Annotated in this window: 17 protein-coding genes; 14 read left to right on the top strand and 3 right to left on the bottom strand. The window is 69.1% G+C overall.

Annotated features, from left to right (window positions below; translation table 11 throughout):
- The first annotated feature begins 24 nt into the window (after positions 1–24).
- The 8 genes from P6166_RS02500 (at position 25) to wrbA (ending at position 8,051) form a co-directional block, all read left to right on the top strand.
- Positions 25–675, top strand: coding sequence for a hydrolase (locus P6166_RS02500; RefSeq protein ID WP_277762956.1), 651 nt, complete (start codon positions 25–27; stop codon positions 673–675).
- Between the two features lie 47 nt (positions 676–722).
- Positions 723–1,007 (top strand): DUF1427 family protein, encoded by a 285-nt coding sequence (locus tag P6166_RS02505; protein WP_277762957.1) that lies wholly within the window; start codon positions 723–725, stop codon positions 1,005–1,007.
- Positions 1,004–2,899, top strand: coding sequence for an amidohydrolase (locus tag P6166_RS02510; protein ID WP_277762958.1), 1,896 nt, complete (start codon positions 1,004–1,006; stop codon positions 2,897–2,899). The genes P6166_RS02505 and P6166_RS02510 overlap by 4 nt, the downstream gene beginning before the upstream one ends.
- Complete coding sequence (locus P6166_RS02515) at positions 2,896–3,324, top strand: DoxX family membrane protein (protein WP_277762959.1); 429 nt, start codon at positions 2,896–2,898, stop codon at positions 3,322–3,324. Before P6166_RS02510 ends, P6166_RS02515 begins: the two co-directional genes overlap by 4 nt.
- Positions 3,321–4,934, top strand: coding sequence for an MFS transporter (locus P6166_RS02520; RefSeq protein ID WP_277762960.1), 1,614 nt, complete (start codon positions 3,321–3,323; stop codon positions 4,932–4,934). Before P6166_RS02515 ends, P6166_RS02520 begins: the two co-directional genes overlap by 4 nt.
- A gap of 39 nt (positions 4,935–4,973) precedes the next feature.
- On the top strand, positions 4,974–5,894 hold the full coding sequence (locus P6166_RS02525; protein ID WP_277762961.1) for a glyoxalase: 921 nt from the start codon (positions 4,974–4,976) through the stop codon (positions 5,892–5,894).
- A gap of 47 nt (positions 5,895–5,941) precedes the next feature.
- Positions 5,942–7,324, top strand: a complete 1,383-nt coding sequence (locus tag P6166_RS02530; protein ID WP_277762962.1) for an alginate export family protein — start codon at positions 5,942–5,944, stop codon at positions 7,322–7,324.
- A gap of 127 nt (positions 7,325–7,451) precedes the next feature.
- Positions 7,452–8,051 (top strand): NAD(P)H:quinone oxidoreductase, encoded by a 600-nt coding sequence (gene wrbA / locus P6166_RS02535; protein WP_277762963.1) that lies wholly within the window; start codon positions 7,452–7,454, stop codon positions 8,049–8,051.
- A 21-nt stretch (positions 8,052–8,072) separates the two neighbouring features.
- Here wrbA and P6166_RS02540 read toward each other — a convergent pair whose 3' ends face one another.
- From P6166_RS02540 to P6166_RS02550, 3 genes are all read right to left on the bottom strand, one after another.
- A complete protein-coding gene (locus tag P6166_RS02540) occupies positions 8,073–8,729 on the bottom strand; it encodes a response regulator transcription factor (RefSeq protein WP_277762964.1) in 657 nt (218 codons plus the stop codon).
- 16 nt (positions 8,730–8,745) lie between these two features.
- The gene (locus tag P6166_RS02545) at positions 8,746–11,760 is read right to left on the bottom strand and encodes a sensor histidine kinase (RefSeq protein ID WP_277762965.1); all 3,015 of its coding nucleotides are present in this window, start codon (positions 11,758–11,760) and stop codon (positions 8,746–8,748) included.
- A 246-nt stretch (positions 11,761–12,006) separates the two neighbouring features.
- Positions 12,007–12,627 carry a TetR/AcrR family transcriptional regulator gene (locus tag P6166_RS02550; RefSeq protein WP_277762966.1) on the bottom strand — a complete coding sequence of 207 codons (621 nt, stop codon included), beginning with the start codon at positions 12,625–12,627 and terminating at the stop codon, positions 12,007–12,009.
- A gap of 73 nt (positions 12,628–12,700) precedes the next feature.
- On the opposite strand from P6166_RS02550, the gene bdcA reads away from it, so the two are divergent.
- The 6 genes from bdcA (at position 12,701) to P6166_RS02580 (ending at position 19,384) form a co-directional block, all read left to right on the top strand.
- On the top strand, positions 12,701–13,414 hold the full coding sequence (gene bdcA / locus P6166_RS02555) for an SDR family oxidoreductase (protein ID WP_277762967.1): 714 nt from the start codon (positions 12,701–12,703) through the stop codon (positions 13,412–13,414).
- Between the two features lie 301 nt (positions 13,415–13,715).
- The gene (locus tag P6166_RS02560; RefSeq protein WP_277762968.1) at positions 13,716–14,708 is read left to right on the top strand and encodes a LysR family transcriptional regulator; all 993 of its coding nucleotides are present in this window, start codon (positions 13,716–13,718) and stop codon (positions 14,706–14,708) included.
- Positions 14,709–14,817: 109 nt separating this feature from the next.
- Entirely contained in the window at positions 14,818–15,489 is a 672-nt protein-coding gene (locus tag P6166_RS02565; protein WP_277762969.1) for a response regulator transcription factor, read from the top strand.
- A gap of 207 nt (positions 15,490–15,696) precedes the next feature.
- The gene (locus P6166_RS02570) at positions 15,697–16,152 is read left to right on the top strand and encodes an ester cyclase (protein ID WP_277762970.1); all 456 of its coding nucleotides are present in this window, start codon (positions 15,697–15,699) and stop codon (positions 16,150–16,152) included.
- A gap of 131 nt (positions 16,153–16,283) precedes the next feature.
- A complete protein-coding gene (locus tag P6166_RS02575; protein WP_277762971.1) occupies positions 16,284–17,882 on the top strand; it encodes a CoA transferase in 1,599 nt (532 codons plus the stop codon).
- Complete coding sequence (locus P6166_RS02580) at positions 17,879–19,384, top strand: carbohydrate porin (protein ID WP_277762972.1); 1,506 nt, start codon at positions 17,879–17,881, stop codon at positions 19,382–19,384. Before P6166_RS02575 ends, P6166_RS02580 begins: the two co-directional genes overlap by 4 nt.
- The last annotated feature ends 10 nt before the right edge of the window (positions 19,385–19,394 follow it).

Consider the following 19,394-nt stretch of genomic DNA (forward strand, 5'->3'; position numbering starts at 1 on the left):
CCTCCCCGCCGCCAGACCACCCCGATGCCCACCGCCCGTCCCGTCCCCGGCAGCAAACTGCTTACGCCCCACGACCATGCCCTGGTCATGATCGACTTCCAGTCGCAGATGGCATTCGCCACGCACTCGATCGAGGCCGTGACGCTGCGCAACAATGCGGCGCTTGTCGCGCGTGCCGCCGCCAGCTTCCAGGTACCCACCATCCTGACCACCGTCGCGGAGAAGAGCTTCTCCGGGCCGATGTTCGAGGAAGTGCTGGCGCCCTTCCCGGGCCAGCCGGCCTACGATCGCACCAGCATGAACAGCTGGGAGGATGCGCAGGTCACCGATGCGGTCAACCGCATCGGCAAGCAGCGCCTCGTGCTGGCCGGCCTGTGGACGTCGGTCTGCATCGTCGGCCCGGCGCTGTCCGCGCTGGAACAGGGCTTCGAGATCTACGTGATCGCCGATGCCTGCGGCGACGTCTCCGCCGAGGCGCACGCCCGTGCGATGGAACGCATGCTGCAGGCCGGCGCGCAGCCGATGACCTCGCTGCAGTACCTGCTCGAGTTGCAACGTGATTGGGCACGCGCGGACACCTACGGCAGCACGACCGATATTGCGCGCGCTTTGGGCGGTGCATACGGCCTGGGCGTGACCTATGCCAGGACCATGTTCAACGCGCACGGCGGATGAAGCGCGATGACCGCCCGCCCCACCGGCCCGCGCGCGCTTACGCTGCCATGAAGCCTTACCTGCTTTCGCTGGCGGCTGGCTTGTTGGTCGGCGTGGTCTACGCCCTGCTGCGCGTGCGTTCGCCGGCACCGCCGATCATCGCCCTGGTCGGGTTGCTGGGCATCCTGCTGGGCGAGCAGATTCCCTCCCTGGTGCGCCAGGTATTGGAGCATCGCGGCAGCGCGACGGCGTGGTTCGGCGACCAGGTGCGGCCGCATTGCTTCGGTCGCCTGCCCGCCGGCAACAAGGAAGCGCACCCGGGCCAGGCCGACGAGCCGGAGGAGCAGGCATGAGCGCCACCACCGCGCCGTCGCTGATCCTGCACGGCGGCCGGATCACCACGCTCGACCGCCAGCGCCCCACCGCCACCGCGGTGGCCATCGCCGATGGCCGCTTCATCGCCGTGGGCGAGGACGCGGAGATCCTGGCCCTGGGCGGGCCGGCCACGCGCACCGTCGACCTGCTGGGGCGCAGCGTGCTGCCCGGCCTGTGCGACAACCACACCCACGTGGTGCGCGGCGGTTTGAACTACAACCTGGAGCTGCGCTGGGATGGCATCCGCAGCCTGGCCGATGCCATGGATATGTTGCGTCGCCAGGTGGCGGTCACGCCCGCACCGCAGTGGGTGCGCGTGGTCGGTGGTTTCACCGAGCAGCAGTTCGACGAGAAACGCCTGCCTACGCTGGACGAGTTGAACGCCGTCGCGCCGGAGACGCCGGTCTTCATCCTGCACCTGTACGACCGTGCGTTGCTCAACGGTGCGGCGCTGCGCGCGGTGGGTTACACCCGCGACACCCCGGCACCGTCGGGCGGCGAGATCGCCCGCGACGCATCCGGACAGCCGACGGGCCTGCTGCTGGCCAAGCCCAACGCCGCCCTGCTCTACGCCACGCTGGCCCGCGGCCCCAAGCTCCCGTTCGAGTACCAGCTCAATTCCACGCGCCATTTCATGCGGGAACTCAACCGCCTGGGCGTGACCGGCGTCATCGACGCCGGCGGCGGTTTCCAGAACTACCCGCAGGACTACGCGGTGATCCAGCAGCTCGCCGACGCCGGCCAGCTCACCGTGCGGCTGGCCTACAACCTGTTCACGCAGAAGCCGCAGCAGGAGAAGGAGGACTTCCTCGCCTGGACGGCCAGCGTCAAATACAAGCAAGGCAACGACTACTTCCGCCACAACGGCGCCGGCGAGATGCTGGTGTTCTCGGCGGCCGACTTCGAGGATTTCCGCCAGCCGCGCCCGGACATGCCGCCGCGCATGGAAGAAGACCTCGAGGAAGTGGTGCGGGTGCTGGCGCACAACCGTTGGCCATGGCGCCTGCATGCGACGTACGACCAGACCATCTCGCGCGCCCTCGACGTCTTCGAGAAGGTCGCGCGTGATGTTCCGCTCGATGGCCTGCACTGGTTCTTCGACCACGCCGAAACCATCTCCGAGCGCTCCATCGACCGCATCGCCGCGTTGGGGGGCGGAATCGCCGTCCAGCACCGCATGGCCTACCAGGGCGAATACTTCGTGGAGCGCTATGGCGCCGAGGCCGCGCGTGCCACGCCGCCGGTCAAGCGCATGCTGGAGCGTGGCGTGAAGGTCTCCGCCGGCACCGATGCGACCCGCGTGGCCTCCTACAACCCCTGGGTGTCGCTGGCGTGGCTGGTCACCGGCAAGACCGTCGGTGGTTTGGCCCTGTATCCGCGAAGCAATTGCCTGGATCGCGAAACGGCGCTGCGCATGTGGACCGAGCACGTGGCCTGGTTCTCCAACGACGAAGGCCAGCGCGGACGCATCGCCAAGGGCCACTTCGCCGACCTGATCGTGCCCAGCGCGGACTATTTCAACGTGGCCGAGGACGAGATCGCGACGTTGACCTCCGACCTCACCGTGGTGGGCGGCGCGGTGGTCTACGCCAGCGGGCGCTTTGCTGCGCTGGACGATGCGCAGCCGCCGCCGGCCATGCCGGATTGGTCGCCGGTGCGCCGCTTCGGCGGCTATGCGGCGTGGGGCGAGCCCGAGGGTGCCGGCCGGCGCTCGCGGGCGGCGCAATCCGCGCGGCAGCCTGCCTGTGGCTGCGACAGCGCATGCCACGTGCATGGCCACGCGCATGCCCGCGCCTGGGCCGCCCGCGTGCCGACCGACGATCTTTCCGGGTTCTTCGGAGCGTTGGGCTGTTCGTGCTGGGCGGTATGAGCGTGCGCACCCCGCCGCCCCCGCTGCGCTACAGGTTGCTCGGCGCGGAAGGCGTGCGCTGGTTCGCTTGCCTGGCGTTGTGCGCGGCCTACCTCCAAGGCGCGCTGACCAAACTGCTGGATTTTCCCGCGGCCACCGCGGAGATGGCCGCTGCCGGGCTCGCACCCGCGCCGGCCTTTGCCGTGGCCGTCATCGTCCTGGAACTGGTCGCCTCGGCGATGGTGGTATCCGGCCGTGGGCGCTGGCTCGGCGCGATCGCGCTGGCCGCCTTCACCCTGGCGGCGACCGCGCAGGTCCTGCGCTTCTGGGAACTGCCCGCCGGTGCGCCGCGTACCGGCATGACCAACGCCTTCTTCGAGCACCTGGGGCTGGTGGGCGGTTTCCTTCTGGTCGCCTGGATCGACGTGCGCGAGCTGCGCCAATGAACACGGCCCCCTCCCCCGCGCCCAGCGAAGGCGCCTTCGCCCCGCTGCGCCAGCGGCTGTTCGCCGTCCTGTGGCTGGCCACGGTGGTCGGCAATACCGGTAGTTTCGTTCGCGATGTCGCCAGCTCCTGGCTCATCACCGGCCTGTCGCCGTCGCCGCTGGCGGTGGCGCTGGTGCAGGCGGCCGCGACGCTGCCGGTGTTCCTGCTCGCAATTCCCGCCGGCGTGCTGGCCGACATCCTCGACCGGCGCAAGTTCCTGCTCGGCATCCAGCTGATCCTGGCCGCGGTGAGCACGGCACTCATGTTGCTTTCCGCCGCGCACCTACTGTCGATCGAAGCGCTGATCCTGCTCACGTTCCTGGGCGGCATCGGCACCGCGCTCATGGGGCCGACCTGGCTGGCGATCGTGCCGGAACTGGTCTCCCGCCAGGAACTGCGCACCGCGGTGGCGCTGAACTCGCTGGGCTTCAACATCGCGCGTGCAATCGGCCCGGCGTTCGGTGGCGTGTTGCTGGCAGCCTTCGGTGCCGCCATCACCTATGGCACCGACGTGATCAGCTACGTGTTCGTCATCGCCGCGCTGTTGTGGTGGAAGCGCCCGAAGGCCGAGCAGGACCCGCTGGGCGAGCGCTTCCTTGGCGCTTTCCGTGCCGGGTTGCGTTACGTGCGTTCCAGCCGCGAGATGCATGTGGTGCTGCTGCGGGCGTTCCTGTTCTTCGCCATGGCCAGCGCGCTATGGGCGCTGCTGCCACTGGTCGCGCGCCAGTTGCTCGGCGGTGGCGCGGGTTTCTACGGCCTGCTGCTCGGCGCGATCGGCCTGGGCGCCATCGGCGGTGCGCTGTTGCTGCCAAAGCTGCGCCAGCGCCTGGACGCCGACGGCCTGCTCCTGTGCGCGGCCTTGGCCACCGCCGCGGTGATGGCGGCCCTGGCGCTGGCGCCACCGCGCTGGCTGGCCGTGGTGCTGCTGCTATTGCTCGGCGCGGCCTGGATCGCCGCGCTGACCACGCTCAACGGCGTGGCCCAGGCCATCCTGCCCAACTGGGTGCGCGGCCGATCGCTCGCGGTGTACCTCACGGTCTTCAATGGCGCGATGACGTTCGGCAGCCTGGCCTGGGGCGCGCTTGCCTCCGGTATCGGCGTAGCGTGGACCCTGTTGTCCGCCGCCGGCCTGCTCGCCGTGGTGGCGCTGGCGGCCTGGCGAATCCGCCTGCCGAAGGGCGACGCCGACCTGCTGCCTTCCCACCACTGGCCCGAGCCGCTGATGGCCACGTCGATCGAGCAGGATCGCGGCCCGGTGCTGGTGCAGATCGAATACCGGATCGAGCCGGCGCAGCGTAGCGCGTTCCTGGCGCGGTTGGCGCGCCTGTCCAGCGAGCGCCGCCGCGATGGCGCCTACGCGTGGGGCGTGACCGAGGACGCCGCCGATGCCACGCGCATCGTCGAGTGGTTCATGGTCGAGTCCTGGCAGGAGCACCTGCGCCAGCACCGGCGCGTGTCGCGGGCCGATGCCGACCTGCAGGCCGAGCTGCTGCAGTTCCATCACGACGACGCACCGCCGCAGGTCAGGCACCTGCTGGCGATCACGCGCAACGACCTCGCGGCACGCTGAAGCGGGCCGCGCCGATACCGCCCTGCCCGGAAAACCGCCATGAAGTCCTCCCGCTCACTCCTCATCGCCCTGCTCGCTCTCGTCCCCGGCCTCGCATCGCCCGAACCGGCGCGCCAACCCGCGGCGGCCGCACCGCGCCAGGCCGTGCATGCCGTCGGCCCGCAGTACGACACCACGCACGTGTACGTGGCGCCCGAGGATTTCGACCGCTTCGTGCGCAGCTTCGTGGCCACCTTCGGCGGCACCACCAGCAAGCAGGGGGTGTTCCAGGTCACGCCGACGTCGAGCCAAACGATGTCGCAGCTGGTGCTCACCCCGGTCGGCACGGTGTCGGTGTTCGGCTTCAAGACGCCCGTGCCCTACCCCTTCGGCGCGGAACGCACCGGCTATCTGGTCCGCGACATCGACGCCGCCACCTCGGCGGCGGTGGCGCACGGTGCCACGCGGCTGGTCGACGTGTTTCCCGATCCCATCGGGCGCGACGTGCTGGTGCAGTGGCCCGGCGGGGTCAACATGCAGTTCTATTGGCACACCACGCCGCCCTCGTATGCGGCGCTCACCACCGTGCCGGAGAACCGCGTCTATCTCACCGCCGATGCGGCCGACGCCTTCCTGCGGCGGTGGCTGGCCTTTTCCCAGGGCCGGGTCGTTTCCGACGAGCCCGCCGCACCCGGCGCGGAGATCGGCCGGCCCGGCACCACCGTCCGGCGCGTGCTGATCGAGTCCGGCTTCGGCAAGCTGCTGGTCCTGGTCTCGGACGGTCAGTTGCCGTGGCCTTATGGCCGCGACCTCACCGGCTACGAGGTGCAAGACCTGGCGGCCACGCTCGAACGCGCACGCCAGGCCGGCGCGGAAGTGCTGGTCCCGCCCTACCCAGCCGGGGGTCGACAGGCGGCGATGGTGCGCTTCCCGGGCGGCTACATCGCCGAGTTGCACCAGCCAGGCGCGGAACCGCGCTGAGGCAGGATGGCGCGCGCGTGCGATGCCGGCAGAAAGGCGCAAGGCCGATGCAACACCTGACGACCGTCGCCGCGGCGTGCCTGTTCGCCTGTACCGCCGGCGGTGCAGCGGCGCAGCAAACGCAGCGGCCCGCCATCCTCTCCAACCGCTGGCAGGAGGACTGGTCCGCGCTGCAATCCCCGATGCTGCGCACGCAGCCGTTGGACCGCTTCAAGTACATCGGCTTGTCCGCCTCGGATCCGCAACGCTACCTGTCGCTCGGCGCGAACCTGCGTATCCGCGGCGAGTTCAATTCCGCGCCCGGCCTGGGCGCCGCCGGCCAAGACGGCGACACCTACCTGATCCGCCGCCTGGAAACGCACCTGGACCTGCGGCTCGACGGCTTCCAGGCCTTCCTCCAGCTGCAGGACGATGTGGCGCACGGCAAGGACCGCACCGGGCCGGCCGATGCCAACCGCCTCGACGTGGAACAGGCATTCGTGGCCTGGGTGGCACCGGCCGGCGCAAGCACCTTCAAGGCACGCGTGGGCCGGCAACAATTCGCCTTCGACCTGCAGCGCTTCGTCTCGGTGCGCGATGGGCCCAACGTCCGCCAGTCGTTCGACGCGGCCTGGTTCGGCTACGAAACGGGTACCTGGCGGTTCATCGGTTACTACAGCAGGCCCGTCGTCAGCCAGGACGCGCGCGCGTTCGACGACCACAGCTCGCCCGCGCTGCAGTTCAACGGCATCCGCATCGAGCGCAAGGTGTTGGGCGACAACGAGCTGTCCGGCTACTGGTCTCGCTACCTGCGCCAAGACGCCGTGTTCCTTTCCGCCGCCGGCAACGAGCGACGCGATGTCTGGGACCTGCGGTTCGCCGGCAAGCACGGCCGCCTGGACTGGGATGCCGAAGCCATGCGCCAGCACGGCGGCGTCGGCGCCCAGCGCATCAGCGCCTGGGGGATCGGCACGCGCGTGGGTTTCACCGCGCAGGCCCGGCTCACGCCACGGCTCGGGCTGCAACTGGATGCCGCCTCCGGCGACCGCGACCCGCACGACGGCCGCCTGCAGACCTTCAACCCGCTGTTTCCCAATGGCGCCTACCTCGCGCTGGCCGGCTACACCGGCTACGTGAATTTCCTGCATCTCAAGCCCTCCCTCACCTTGCACCCCGGCAGCCGCACCACGCTGCTGTTCGCCGGCGCGGCGCAATGGCGCAACACCACCGGCGACGCGGTGTACCTGCAAGGATCGGTGCCGCTCGCCGGCACCGCCGGCACGGGCAAGCGCTGGACCGGCGCGTACTACCAGGTCCGTGCCGACGTGCGACTGGCCGCGCAGCTCTCGTGCGCCCTGGAAGCGGTGCATTTCCAGGCCGGTTCCTCCTTGCGCGCGTCGGGCGCGCACGACGCCGATTTCCTCGGCCTGGAGCTGCGCGCGGCCTGGTAGCCGATGGCCGCTGCGCCCCGCGTGCGGCGGGCTCCCCAAAAAGAGGGAGCGATGGACTCCCCGGAATGGCGTGGAGCCACAGGACTTCATGGCCGACGATGGTCCCCTCCCTCCTCAGGAGCTTCCCATGGCCCGCGTGCTCGTTCTCTACTACTCGGCCTACGGGCACATAGAGGCCATGGCCCACGCGGAAGCCGAAGGCGCGCGCGAGGCCGGCGCGCACGTCGACATCAAGCGCGTGCCGGAGCTCGTGCCGGAAGCCGTGGCGCGCGGCGCGCACTTCAAGCTCGACCAGGCCGCGCCGATCGCCAAGGTCGAAGACCTGGCCGACTACGACGCGATCATCGTCGGCACCGGCACGCGCTTCGGCCGGATGTCCTCGCAGATGGCCAACTTCCTCGACCAGGCGGGCGGGCTGTGGTCACGCGGCACGCTGCATGGCAAGGTCGGCGCGGCCTTCACCAGCACTGCCACCCAGCACGGCGGGCAGGAAACCACGCTGTTCTCCCTGATCACCAACCTGCTGCATTTCGGCTTGGTGATCGTCGGGCTCGACTACGGGCACGCCGGGCAGATGATCCTGGACGAGGTCACCGGTGGCTCGCCGTACGGGGCCACCACCATCGCCGGCGGCGACGGCGCGCGCCAGCCCAGCGCCAACGAATTGGCCGGCGCGCGCTATCAGGGCCGCGTGGTGGCGCAGACCGCGATCCGCCTGCACGGCTGAATCGCCCGCGCCGCACGCGCGCTACAACTGGATGATGCCCCGTCGCACGGCGATGGTCACCGCGTGGGTACGGTCCTTGGCGTGCAGCTTGGACAGGATGCTGCGCATGTGCGCCTTCACCGTTTCCTCGGAAATCCGCAGGTGGTCGGCGATGCGCTTGTTGGCATTGCCGTCCGCCGCTTCGCGCAGCACCTCCAGCTCGCGGCAGCTGAGCGAATCCTCGCCCATGTGCTCCACCAGCAAGTGCGCGATCTCCTCGGGCACGCGCCGCCCGCCCGCGTGGACCTTGCGGATGGTATCCACCAGTTCGCGCCGCAGCATGCTCTTGATCAGGTACGCCCGCGCACCTTCGCGGAACGCCTGCATGGCCTGGGCGTCGCCCTGGTAGGTGGTCACCACGATGATGCGGGCCTCCGGATCGTGCTTGCGGATCGAGCGGATCGCGGCCAGCCCGTCCATGGCGGGCATCTGGATGTCCATCAGCACCACGTCCGGACGATGCTGCTGGTACAGCGCCACCGCCTCGACGCCGTTAGTGGCCTCGGCCGCCAAGCGCATGTCCGGCTGCGCCGCCAGGACCGCGGCCACCCCTTCCCTGAGCAAGGGGTGGTCGTCCACCACCAGGACGCGAACGCGGCCGCCTGGGTCGCCGTCGGGTAGCGGGGAGTCGGCGTTCATCGGCGGATGCGCGTCGTCACGGGGGCCTGCGGCGGAAGATACCGCGTAGCGCATTCCCGCGCGAGGGCCCGCGCGCCGGGCGGTAGGACTTGCCGCCGGCGATGTACAGCGCCACCCGCGTGCCCTCGCCGGGCCGCGAATCGATCAGCAGCTGCGCGCCGATCCGCTGCGCGCGCTCGCGCATCCCACGCATGCCCCAATGCCCGCCGCGCCCGCCTTGTGCCAGCGTCGTGGCGTCAATGCCGGGCCCCTCGTCGACCACCGCCGCGTGCATGCCATCGCTTTGATGCCGCACCAGGACGCGAATGCTGCCGGCACCGGCGTGCCGGCACGCATTGAGCATCGCTTCGCGGACGATTCGATAGGCCTCCTCGCGTACCACCGGGTCGAGCACCCCCGGGGTGCCCTGCACCGAGACCTCCAGGTGAGCCTGGGTCAGCAGCGACAGTTCGCTGGCTGCCTCGGCCAGCAGTTCCTCGAGCGTGGCGTCTTCCGGTGCGCACGCGCGCAGGTCCAGCACCTTGTCGCGGCCTTCGATCAACACCTCGTCGGCGCGTTGCAGCGCATGTTCCAGCGCGCTGCGCGCCGGGTCCAGTGGCGGCAGCGATTCGGACACCGCCTGGAAGCGCAGGATGAGCCCCTGGATGCTCTGCAGCAGGGTGTCATGCAATTCACGGGCGATGCGCTCGCGTTCGCCGTGGCGCTCCTGCAGGCGGTCGCGGATACGGCGCGAAAGTTGCCGCAGCCGCAGCAGGTAGGCCACGCAGGCGGCCACGACCAGCAGCGCGGCCCACAGCAGCGTGAACCACCAGGTCTGGTAGAAGCGCGGCGCGATGGCGATCTGCACGGCGGCCGGCTGCGTGCTCCACACGCCATCCTCGTTCGCCGCCGCGACCCGGAACGTATAACGCCCTGGCGCGAGATTGGTATAGGCGGCCTCGCGACGCCCGCCGGCGTCGAGCCATCCCGCGTCGTGTCCTTCGAGCTGGTACTTGAAGCGCACACGCTCGGGGATGGACAGGCTCATCGCCGTATAGGCGATGCGCAGGCTGGACAGGTTCGCGGGCAACGCCACGGGCTCGGCGTCCGGGTTGAAGGCCTGCTCGTCGGCCTGCACGGATTGGATCTGCACCGGCGGCGGCAGCGCATTGTGTCGCGTCGATGCGGGATCCACCGACACCACGGCGTTCGTCGTGGCGAACCACAGGCGGCCGTCGTCGGCCAGGATCGCGGTGGGCACGGGACGGAACTGGTTGGCGACGCCGGGCAGTCCATCCAGGTAGTCGAACAGCTGGCAGTCCGATTCGGCGAAATCCGGATCGAACAGGTGCGGCACCTTGTCGGCCGGAATGCGCACCACGCCGCGCGCCCCGTTCATCCATAGCGAACCATCGGCCGCCTGCACGATGCCACTGACGCCGCGCAGTGCGCTGCCCTCCTTGGCGATGCGGCTGCGGATGCCCGCGCGCGTGGCGAACGCGATGCCGCGCTCGCCGCCGATCCATATCCCGGCATCGGCTTCATGCAAGGTGGATACGTTGCCCACGCGCAGCCCCTGCTGTTCGGTCAACAGCCGCGCCTGGTCGCCACGGACCACCATGACCGCGTTGCGCGCGAACGCCATCCAGACCTCGTCGTCGCGGGTGGCCAGCAGCGCCAGCGGAGAGGCGGTGGGGGGAAAGCTTGGATAGTCCTGCGGGCCGAGTTGCCGCCAGTGTCCGTCCTTCAACCGGAACACGCCCGGGGTGTTGATCGAGACCCACAACGCGCCCTCGTTATCGAGCGTGATCGACTGGACCCCGGAGTAGCGAGGCACCGGGAGCGGCGCGATCTTCTCCAGCGCCCCATCCTGCAGGCGCCAGATGCCCTTCGGCCCTCCAAGCCAGATCGCACCGTTGCGGTCGCGGTACGCCGCGGTGATCGGGGGCGCCAGCGCCATCGTGTCGACCGACGCGGCGCGCAGCCGCAATACCGGCTTGTTGCGGCTGCCCGCCAGCACGCCGCCGCCTACCTGCGGCACCAGCGCGAAGTCCTGTGCGCCCAGCGGCACCCGCGCCGGGATCAGCCGCGAGGCACGGAAGCGGTCCACGCCGCTACTGCCGCCCACCCAGATGTTGCCTTCGCGGTCCTCCAGGATCGGCAACAGGTTGTCCGAACTCAGGCCCATCGATTGGTTGAATTGCTGCGTGTCGCGGGGCGTCGCGGCCTGCGCGGCGTCCGGATGCGCCAGCCGTATCAGGCCATCGCCGAGCGTCGGCGCCCAGAGCGTGCCATCGCGGTCGAACAGCAATCCCGCCGACGAATGCCCCAGCGGAGACACCGGGCGGGCGCCGGGCGCCACCAGGGGATGGACACCGCTGTCGAGATTGGCGACCCACATCGCGCCATCGGCGGACTGGGCGAACTGCACCACGCGCCCGCTCACCTTGGAAAAGTCGCTGAAGCGCGCCTCGCCTTTGCGGCGGAAGTGCACCGCATCGTCGCTGGCGACCCACAGCGTGCCGGCCCGGTCCACGAACACGGTGCGCGCCACGCCCGGTGGCAGCCCCAGTTCCGGTGCGGCTTCCTGCCAGCGGCCTTGCCGATGCGCATAAAGGCCGTTGAAGGTCGCCGCCCACAGCGTGTGGTCGCTGGCTTCGGTGATTCGATAGACCGTCCCGGTCGGAAGACCCTCGGGGATGCCGAAATGCGTGGTGCGGCCCCGCGGATCGACGAAGCTGATGCCGCCGTAGCGGTAGCCGATCCAAAGCCCGCCCGTCGTGGGCGCGAACAGGGTCGAAATGGCCGCGGCCGGATGCGTCTCGCTGCCCGCCAGGGCGAAGCGTTCGAACTTCAGCCCGTCGAAGCGGAACAGGCCGACCTGCGTGGCCAGCCACAGGTAACCGTCCTGCGTCTGCGCCAACGCGGTGACGCCCCCCGGCGCGCCTTCCTTGACCGTCCAGGCGACATGGTGGAACTGCGCGATGTGCAGCGCCGGATCCAGCGCCCGCGCCCCCGGCACCCATGAGGCCAGGCAGGCGAACAGCAGCATGGCGCGCAGGGCGCCATGCCAGGACTTCCACGCCAGGGTACGTGCCCCGCTCCGGACGCCGGGATCGATTCGTCGCAGTGGCATGCCGGCAGGCGCGGGAAGTGGGACGGTAGGTTGCCACGGAGCGCGCGGTGGCTCTAGCCATTGACATCCCGATGACCCGGTCGAGGGATCGCGTGCGCACGGTTGGGCCGTCCGGTTGCTGTAGTCAATCAGCGAACCGGTGGGCGGCAACGTTGCGAGACCTCACCCCACGTCCGGCGAAGCTGCCACTGCCTCGTCGGCAACAATCTGCGCGACCGCCAGGCCCGCCAGACGCGCCGTGGCGAGCAGACGCGCCACGCCATGCCCGACGCGCGCCTTCGCCGACATCCCGACCAGCGTGGTGCACACGAAATCGGTCACGCGATCGGCCACGTCCGGGTGACGCGCCGCGATGTAGCTGCGAACCAGATCCTCCGCAGCGATGTTGGCCGCGCGCGCGGCCTCGCGGGCCCCGGGATCATTCGCATGGAGGCCCTCCAGGGCGAGGCACCCCGTCGTTTCGGGATGCGCGCCGTAGCGGCGAGCGGCGTCTTCCAGCACGTTCGTGAGGCATTCCGCCACCGGCCGATCTGTACGCAGCAACGCGGCCAGCGGAATGGCATCGGTCACCGCGTATTGCTCGAGCACCCGGGCAAACAGCGCCGCCTTGTTGCCGAACGCCGCGTAGAAGCTGGGCGGATTGATACCGAGCGTGTCGGTGATGTCCGCCACGCTCACCGCGTCGTACCCCTTTGCGTGGAAGAGGCGCTGCGAGACGGCGATGGCTTGTTCCGGATCGAAACGACGAGGCCGACCCCGCGGCCGCGGATTTTTTGTAGTCATCGCTAAAAATTCCTTGACAGCCTCTTCGAGGGCTTTTTATAGTCGCCGCTACATTAAATCCGAGTACCTCTCCATGTCTAGTTTTCAAGGCAAATCCGTCTTCGTGCTGGGCGGCAGCCGTGGTATCGGCGCAGCCATCGTGCGGCGCTTCGCGGCGGACGGCGCCGATGTCACGTTCACCTATGCCGGCTCCCCCGAGGCGGCCCGGCAAGTGGCCGACGAGACCGGCAGCAGGTCCGTCATGGCCGACAGCGCCGATCGCGATGCGGTCATCGCGTGCGTGCGCGACGCCGGTCCGCTGGATGTGCTGGTGGTGAACTCGGGCATCGCCATTTTCGGCGATGCGCTGGAGCAGGACCCCGACGCCATCGACCGACTCCTCCGCATCAACGTCCACGCGCCCTACCACGCCTCCGTGGAAGCCGCGCGGCAGATGCGTGAAGGCGGGCGCATCATCATCATCGGTTCGGTCAACGGCGACCGGATGCCGGTTCCCGGCATGGCGTCCTACGCACTGAGCAAATCGGCCCTGCAGGGTCTGGCACGCGGACTGGCGAGGGACTTCGGCCCGCGTGGCATCACGATCAACGTCGTGCAGCCGGGCCCGATCGATACCGATGCCAACCCGGCAAACGGGCCGATGAAAGATCTATTGCACGGCTTCATGGCCATCAAGCGGCACGGCCACCCCGATGAAGTCGCCGGCATGGTGGCCTGGTTGGCGGGGCCGGAAGCGGGTTTCGTAACCGGCGCGATGCACACCATCGACGGTGCTTTCGGCGCTTGATGCAGCTAAGGCGCCGGCGCGCCGGCGCCTCCGCCTGCATAGCGCGGCCTCTGCACTGCGCCGCTGGACACGGGCTGCGTCCACTGCCGGCGTCGCGGAGAACCGCCACCTCCCGGTGCGCTTTTTTTTTGCGTCGAGTTTCGCATCGCGTGCGCCCTACCCGCCCTCCCCAAATGGGTAGTGCGAGGCCGTTCTGCGCCGATCCACACGCACCATGGAAAGTGGCGGCGCGATCAGCACCCGGATGCGTGTGCAATGGACGTTCCTCGTGTCACGCTTTGCGCGACACGAGGAGATCACCATGTCGTTGCGAAGAATCGACCTGAACCTGTTCCTGGTCTTCGAGGCCATCCTGGAGCACGGCAGCATCGTGGCGGCCAGCCGACACCTGTCGGTCACGCCATCGGCCGTCAGCCACGCGCTGGCCCGACTGCGCGACGCGCTCGATGATCCGCTGTTCGTGCTCACCGACAAGGGGATGATGCCCACCTCCAAGGCGCGGGCGCTCGCGCCCCATGTGCAAGGCGGCCTGGAGCGTATCGAGAAGGCCCTGCGGGCCAAGCCGTTCGCACCCGACAGCGCGGTGCGCACGTTCCGCATCGCGATGTCCGACTACTCGGGCGGCGTCATTCTTCCGTTGCTCATGAGGCGCCTGCAATCCGCCGCGCCCGGCATCGACCTGCGTATTTTCCCTTTCGACCGCGAAACCACCATGCAGCAGATCGACGACGGGCGACTCGACGCGGTGGTCGGCTGGTTCACCGCCCTGCCCTCGCGCTTGCGCCGGCAACTGCTGTGGCGCGATACCGAAACCCTCATCGTGCGCCGCGGGCATCCGCTGAGCCAAGGCCCGGTGACGCGCGAGGCGCTGCTCCAGTACCCGCACGTGGTGATCGAACTCACCGGCACCGGCGATGTCTACAACGACGGATTCCTGGAAGAGGATGGCGTCGTCCGTCGCGTGTGGCTCGAACGCCTCCTGCTGGACGCGCGGGGTGACGGCACCGAGATCGTCGGCCGCGCCGCGCTGTCGGTGCCCCACTACGCCGACGTGATCCCGGTGGTGCTGGCCACGGATTTCGTGGCGACGGTGCCGGCCTCCTATGCCGCGCCGGCGGTGGCGAACGGTTCGATCATCACGCTGCCGACGCCGCACGAGCCCACCATCGGCCATCTCGAGGCCGTCTGGCACGAGCGCAGCGACACCGACGATGCGCTGCGGTGGCTGCTGCTGCAGGCCGGCGAAGCCGCCCGCGAAATGCAGGTCATGACGGGCGCGCCGGTCATCGCGTGAGCGATGCTCAGCAGGGGCGTGAATAGATTTCAGTGTGAAGCCCGGCGACCGCGTGGTTTCATGAGGACGCCTTCCCCACACGCCCGCGCGCGGCAATATGATCAGGGTGATGATTGCCGACGACCACCCGCTTCTGATCGAAGGGGTCGCGTCGGTCCTGGATAACCAGCCGGACATGCAACTCGTCTGCGAGGCCGGGGACGGCCGCGAGGCGATCGCGCAATACCGGGCGATGCTGCCCGATGTCGTGCTGATGGACGTGCAGATGCCGCGGATGGATGGCATCACCGCGACCCGGCACATCCGCGACCTTGCGCCGGCGGCCAAGGTCATCATCCTGACGACCTATCGGGGCGACGTGCCCGCCCTGTCGGCGTTCGCTGCCGGCGCCCAGGGCTTCCTGCTGAAAAGCATGCTGCGCGCGGAATTGGTCATCGCCATCCGCGCGGTGGCCGCGGGCAAACGCTGGATCCCGGCACCGCTGGCGCGCGCACTGGCGGACCATGCCACGCAAGAGCGGTTGACGCACAGGGAGCTGCAGGTACTCGAGCGCATCGCCGCCGGCCACGGCAACAAACTGATCGCCACCGAGCTCGGTATCAGTGCCGATACCGTCAAGGCCCACGTCAAGAACATCCTTGCCAAATTGCAGGCCTCGGACCGCACCCATGCGGTCACCACGGCATTGCGACGCGGCTACATGCAGCTTGGGCCGGCGGCCGAAGAAAGCTGCGATCTGTCGTTGTCGTCGTGGCCGCTCGCCGGTCCGTGCCGCGCCTGAGTTTCACCACATTCGCCACGTCGGTGGGCGTGGCGTCAAGAAGGGGCGCGCTGCCCCCACCTTCCTGACGTACCCGGCCGGCGTCCTACTCAAATGAGCGATGCATGCCAAGCGCGATCCTGCCGACACTCGGCATCGCGCGGCGGCCCTGCCTCCCGCCACGCATCCCCGCACGCCCCCGGCCATGAGGTGCTTGGCGATGCCCGCATGACGACCACGAACATCGACCGGATGCTCGATTTCGACGACGCATGGAATCGCCGTGACTGGACATGCCTGGCCAAGCTGGTGAGCGAAGGCGTCGTGGCCCATGTCGAAGGGCTGGGCACGCTGGTCGGACGAAACGCATTCGTGCGCGCGAACCGTGCGTTCTGCCTGGTGTGCCCGGACGCGCGCATGAACACCTCTCCGTACCTGGCCATGCTCTCCGGCGCCGACCAGCGACGCACCGCCTCGATCTGCCGCTTGACCGGCACCCATGTGGGCTGGGCGCCGCAAGAGGGCCAGCCTCCACGACGGATAGCGCAACGCTTCGACGTGCTCAGTTGTGCCTTCACCACCTGGACCGGTGGCCATATCACCGAGCAGTTCCGCATCACGGGGCGTCTGCCCGACCCCCTCTACCTGCCCCTGCGCGCTGCCGGATTTGGCGATCGCACCTGACGCCTCCTCGCCCGCGCGGCGACTACCCATTTGGCGGATGGCGACCGTCGCGCGGCCACACAGAATTCTTCCTCGTTGGCGCGGGCAACGTGCGCGCGCCCTGTCCGATTCCCACACAGGCGAGGCACAGCATGATCACCCAACCGTTCCAGAAGCGGGCCTTCGACGCCGTGGCCGGCGCGTTGCCCTTTGCCCTCGACGAATCCAAGGTGTCGGTGACCGACGGCGTTGCCTACGTCAAGAGCCCCGTCAAGGTGCACGACTACGCCGTCGGCGTCATGGCCGTGTACGGCCTGCTCATCGAGCGCATCGGCGTCATGCGCGGCCTGCCCGCGCAGACACTGCGCCTCAATCGCCGCCTGTCCGGCCTGCTGCTCAACTCGGGGCAGATGCAGTTCATGAACGGCTATTCGTGTTTCCTGGACACCTGGCCGGTGGGTCCCGACAACGGCACCTTCCGCGCCAAGGATGGCCGCTACGTCACCATGATCGGCCTGTTCCCCCACCTGCGCGATGCGATCCTCGATTACCTGGAATGCGCCAATTCGGCCGCGGCGATCCAGCGCGCCGTCGAACGCAGGACGGCGCAGGAACTGGAGGACGGCATGGCCGCGCGGCGGTTGCCCGCCGGCATCGTGCGCAGCCTGGACGAGTGGTTGAGTTTGCCGCAGGGCGCGCAGACCGCGGCGCGCCCGATGTTCGATCTCGAGCAGGTCGCCGGCGGTGGCCGCCGCCGGCTGGGTCCGGCGCGGCATCGCCCGCTGGAAGGCTTGCGCGTGGTCGAGCTGACCCACCTGGTGGCCGGCCCGACCGTCGGCCGCATGCTCGCCGAGCAAGGGGCCGAGGTGATCACCGTGCAGGCGCCGACCGGCGACTGGGTACTGCCGCTTTGGCTGGACGTGAACTGGGGCAAGAAGAGCGTGCTGCTCGACCTCAAGGGCCAACTCGGCAAGGCCAGGCTGGCGAAGCTGCTCGCCGGCGCCGACGTGCTGGTGGACAGCTACGGTCCCGGTTCGCTGGAGCGTCTGGGCCTGGACGTCGCGACGTTGCAGGCGCTCAATCCCAACCTCGTCTACACGCGGGTCTCCTATGCGGCGCCCGGCACGCCGTGGGCCGATCGCAAGGGCTTCGAGCAGATCGGGCAGGCCGTCAGCGGCGTGATGCATGCCAATTCCGTGGGCATGCCCGATCCCACGCTCGTCTCGGTGCTGCTCAACGACTACGTGACCGGCTACCTGGGCGCGGTCGCCACCCTCGCCGCCCTCATCGAGCGCGAGGACAAAGGCGGTTTCTGGCGTGCCGGCGCTTCGTTGAGCCGCTGTGCGACCTTCGCGGCCAGCCTGGTAGCGCCGCTGGAAGACGAGCCCTATGCGCCATGCACCTTGCAGGACCTGATCGACTTCGGCGTCGACCAGGACAGTCCGCTGGGCACGTTCACGCGGCTAGGGCCGGCCGTCGAGTTCAGCGCCACGCCCTCTGCGTTCGACCTGCCGATCACGATTCCGGGCGCCTACCCGGACCACACCTCGTGGAGCGAAGCGGCCGCGCCGGCGGTACTGCCGCCGCTTCAACAGATCCCCTCGCGCCTGGCGCGGCTCGGCGCGATCCGCAATTTCGTCGTGGGGCACGGTATCGAAGACCGTGGCGACGGCGGTGGCGTTCTCAGCCTGGCGTCGCGTTCGCTGTTCGAGTTGGTCACCGCGGCGCGCCGCGCGGAGGCATCGGCATGAGCACGATCTTCTTGCGCCGGACGCTGCTGTCCTGCGGCATGACCCTGGCGCTGTGCACTGCCGCGCCGGCCCACGCGGACGAGAACCTGGCCAGCTTTGGCCGCGTGACCGAGGCGAAGGAAGCATCGAGCCGTATTTCGCTGGTGGACGTGGCGCCCGTGCTGCTGCCGTACTTCAACAATGCACCGACGTTCGGCACGCCCGGCACCCGCACCGGCGCGCTGTCCGAGCGCACGCAGTTGACCGGCGACTGGAACGGTACGCGCACAGAACTGGCCCGCCGCGGCGTGTTCCTCGATGTCTACACCACCAGCGCCTACAGCAACGTCAACAGCGGCGGTCTCGACACCGGCGATTGGTTCGCGCAGAACATCCAGACCTCGCTCAACATCGATACCGCGCGTGCAGGCTGGTGGAACGGTGGCCTGCTGCACGTGACCCTGCAATCGCGCTACGGCGACGACACCGAGCGCACGTTCAACGCCGGCACTTCGCTGCCCAGCTACACCGGCCTGCTGCATCCCGGGCCCACCTATTCCCACGACACCTATCCCACCGAGATGTTCCTGGTGCAGGGGCTGAGCAAGCAGGTCTCCGTGGTGCTGGGTCGCATCAGCGACATCTACATTCCGGACCAGACCACGTTCGGCGACAGCTACAAGTACTACTTCGCCAACTTCAACTTCAACAAGAACCCGATGACGGCGGGCTTCTACCAGCCGACCGCCTGGTCGGCACTGGGCATCTGGGCGCCGAGCCGCCGGCTCGTGCTGGCCGGCGGCGTGCTCGATCCTTACAGCGATGCGCGCACGTTCTCCAAGAACGCCTTCCAGAAGGTCAACCTCTATCTCATGGCGGTGGCGACCTACCGGATCGCGGGCATGCCGGGCTCGATCGGCCCGGCATTCAACTGGTCCAACGCGCCCAAGACCGACCTGTCCCAGCCGTTCACGGGCTTGCAGGCCGCCGAGGTGCCCGCCGCCATCGGCGCCCTGCTGGGCGCGCGGTCTTTCGAGGGTTTGCCGGTCAACCGCAAGCAGGAAAGCTGGTTCGCGATCGCCAACGCCTCGCAGTACCTCTGGCTGAAGGACGATCCCGCCGACGTGCCTGCCAAGCTCAAGGGCGGCGAGGTGCTTTCAGGCGTCGGCGTGTTCGCCCGCGCGGGCTACGCCCCCGAGCAGACCAACGTGGTGACCCGCGATGCCTCAGTGGCCCTGTTCGCCCATGGTGTGCTGGACGCACGGCCGTACGACAGCTTCGGCGTGGGCTGGTACTACAACGAGATCAGCGGCGACTTCAAGAACGCGATCTCCACGCTGACCCAAGGACACCGCCGGGCCGGGAACGAGTCCGGCACCGAGGTCTTCTACAACCTGGCGATTACCCCGGCGGTGCGATTCATCGGAAGCTACCAGTACATCCGCCATCCCCTCAGCGCGCAGGTGGCGGAGGGACGCGATGCCACGAGCCTGGTCATGGGGCGCGTCACCGTCGCGTGGTGAGCGCTGCGCA

The organism is Stenotrophomonas sp. HITSZ_GD (assembly GCF_029543105.1).
Classification (GTDB): domain Bacteria; phylum Pseudomonadota; class Gammaproteobacteria; order Xanthomonadales; family Xanthomonadaceae; genus Stenotrophomonas_A.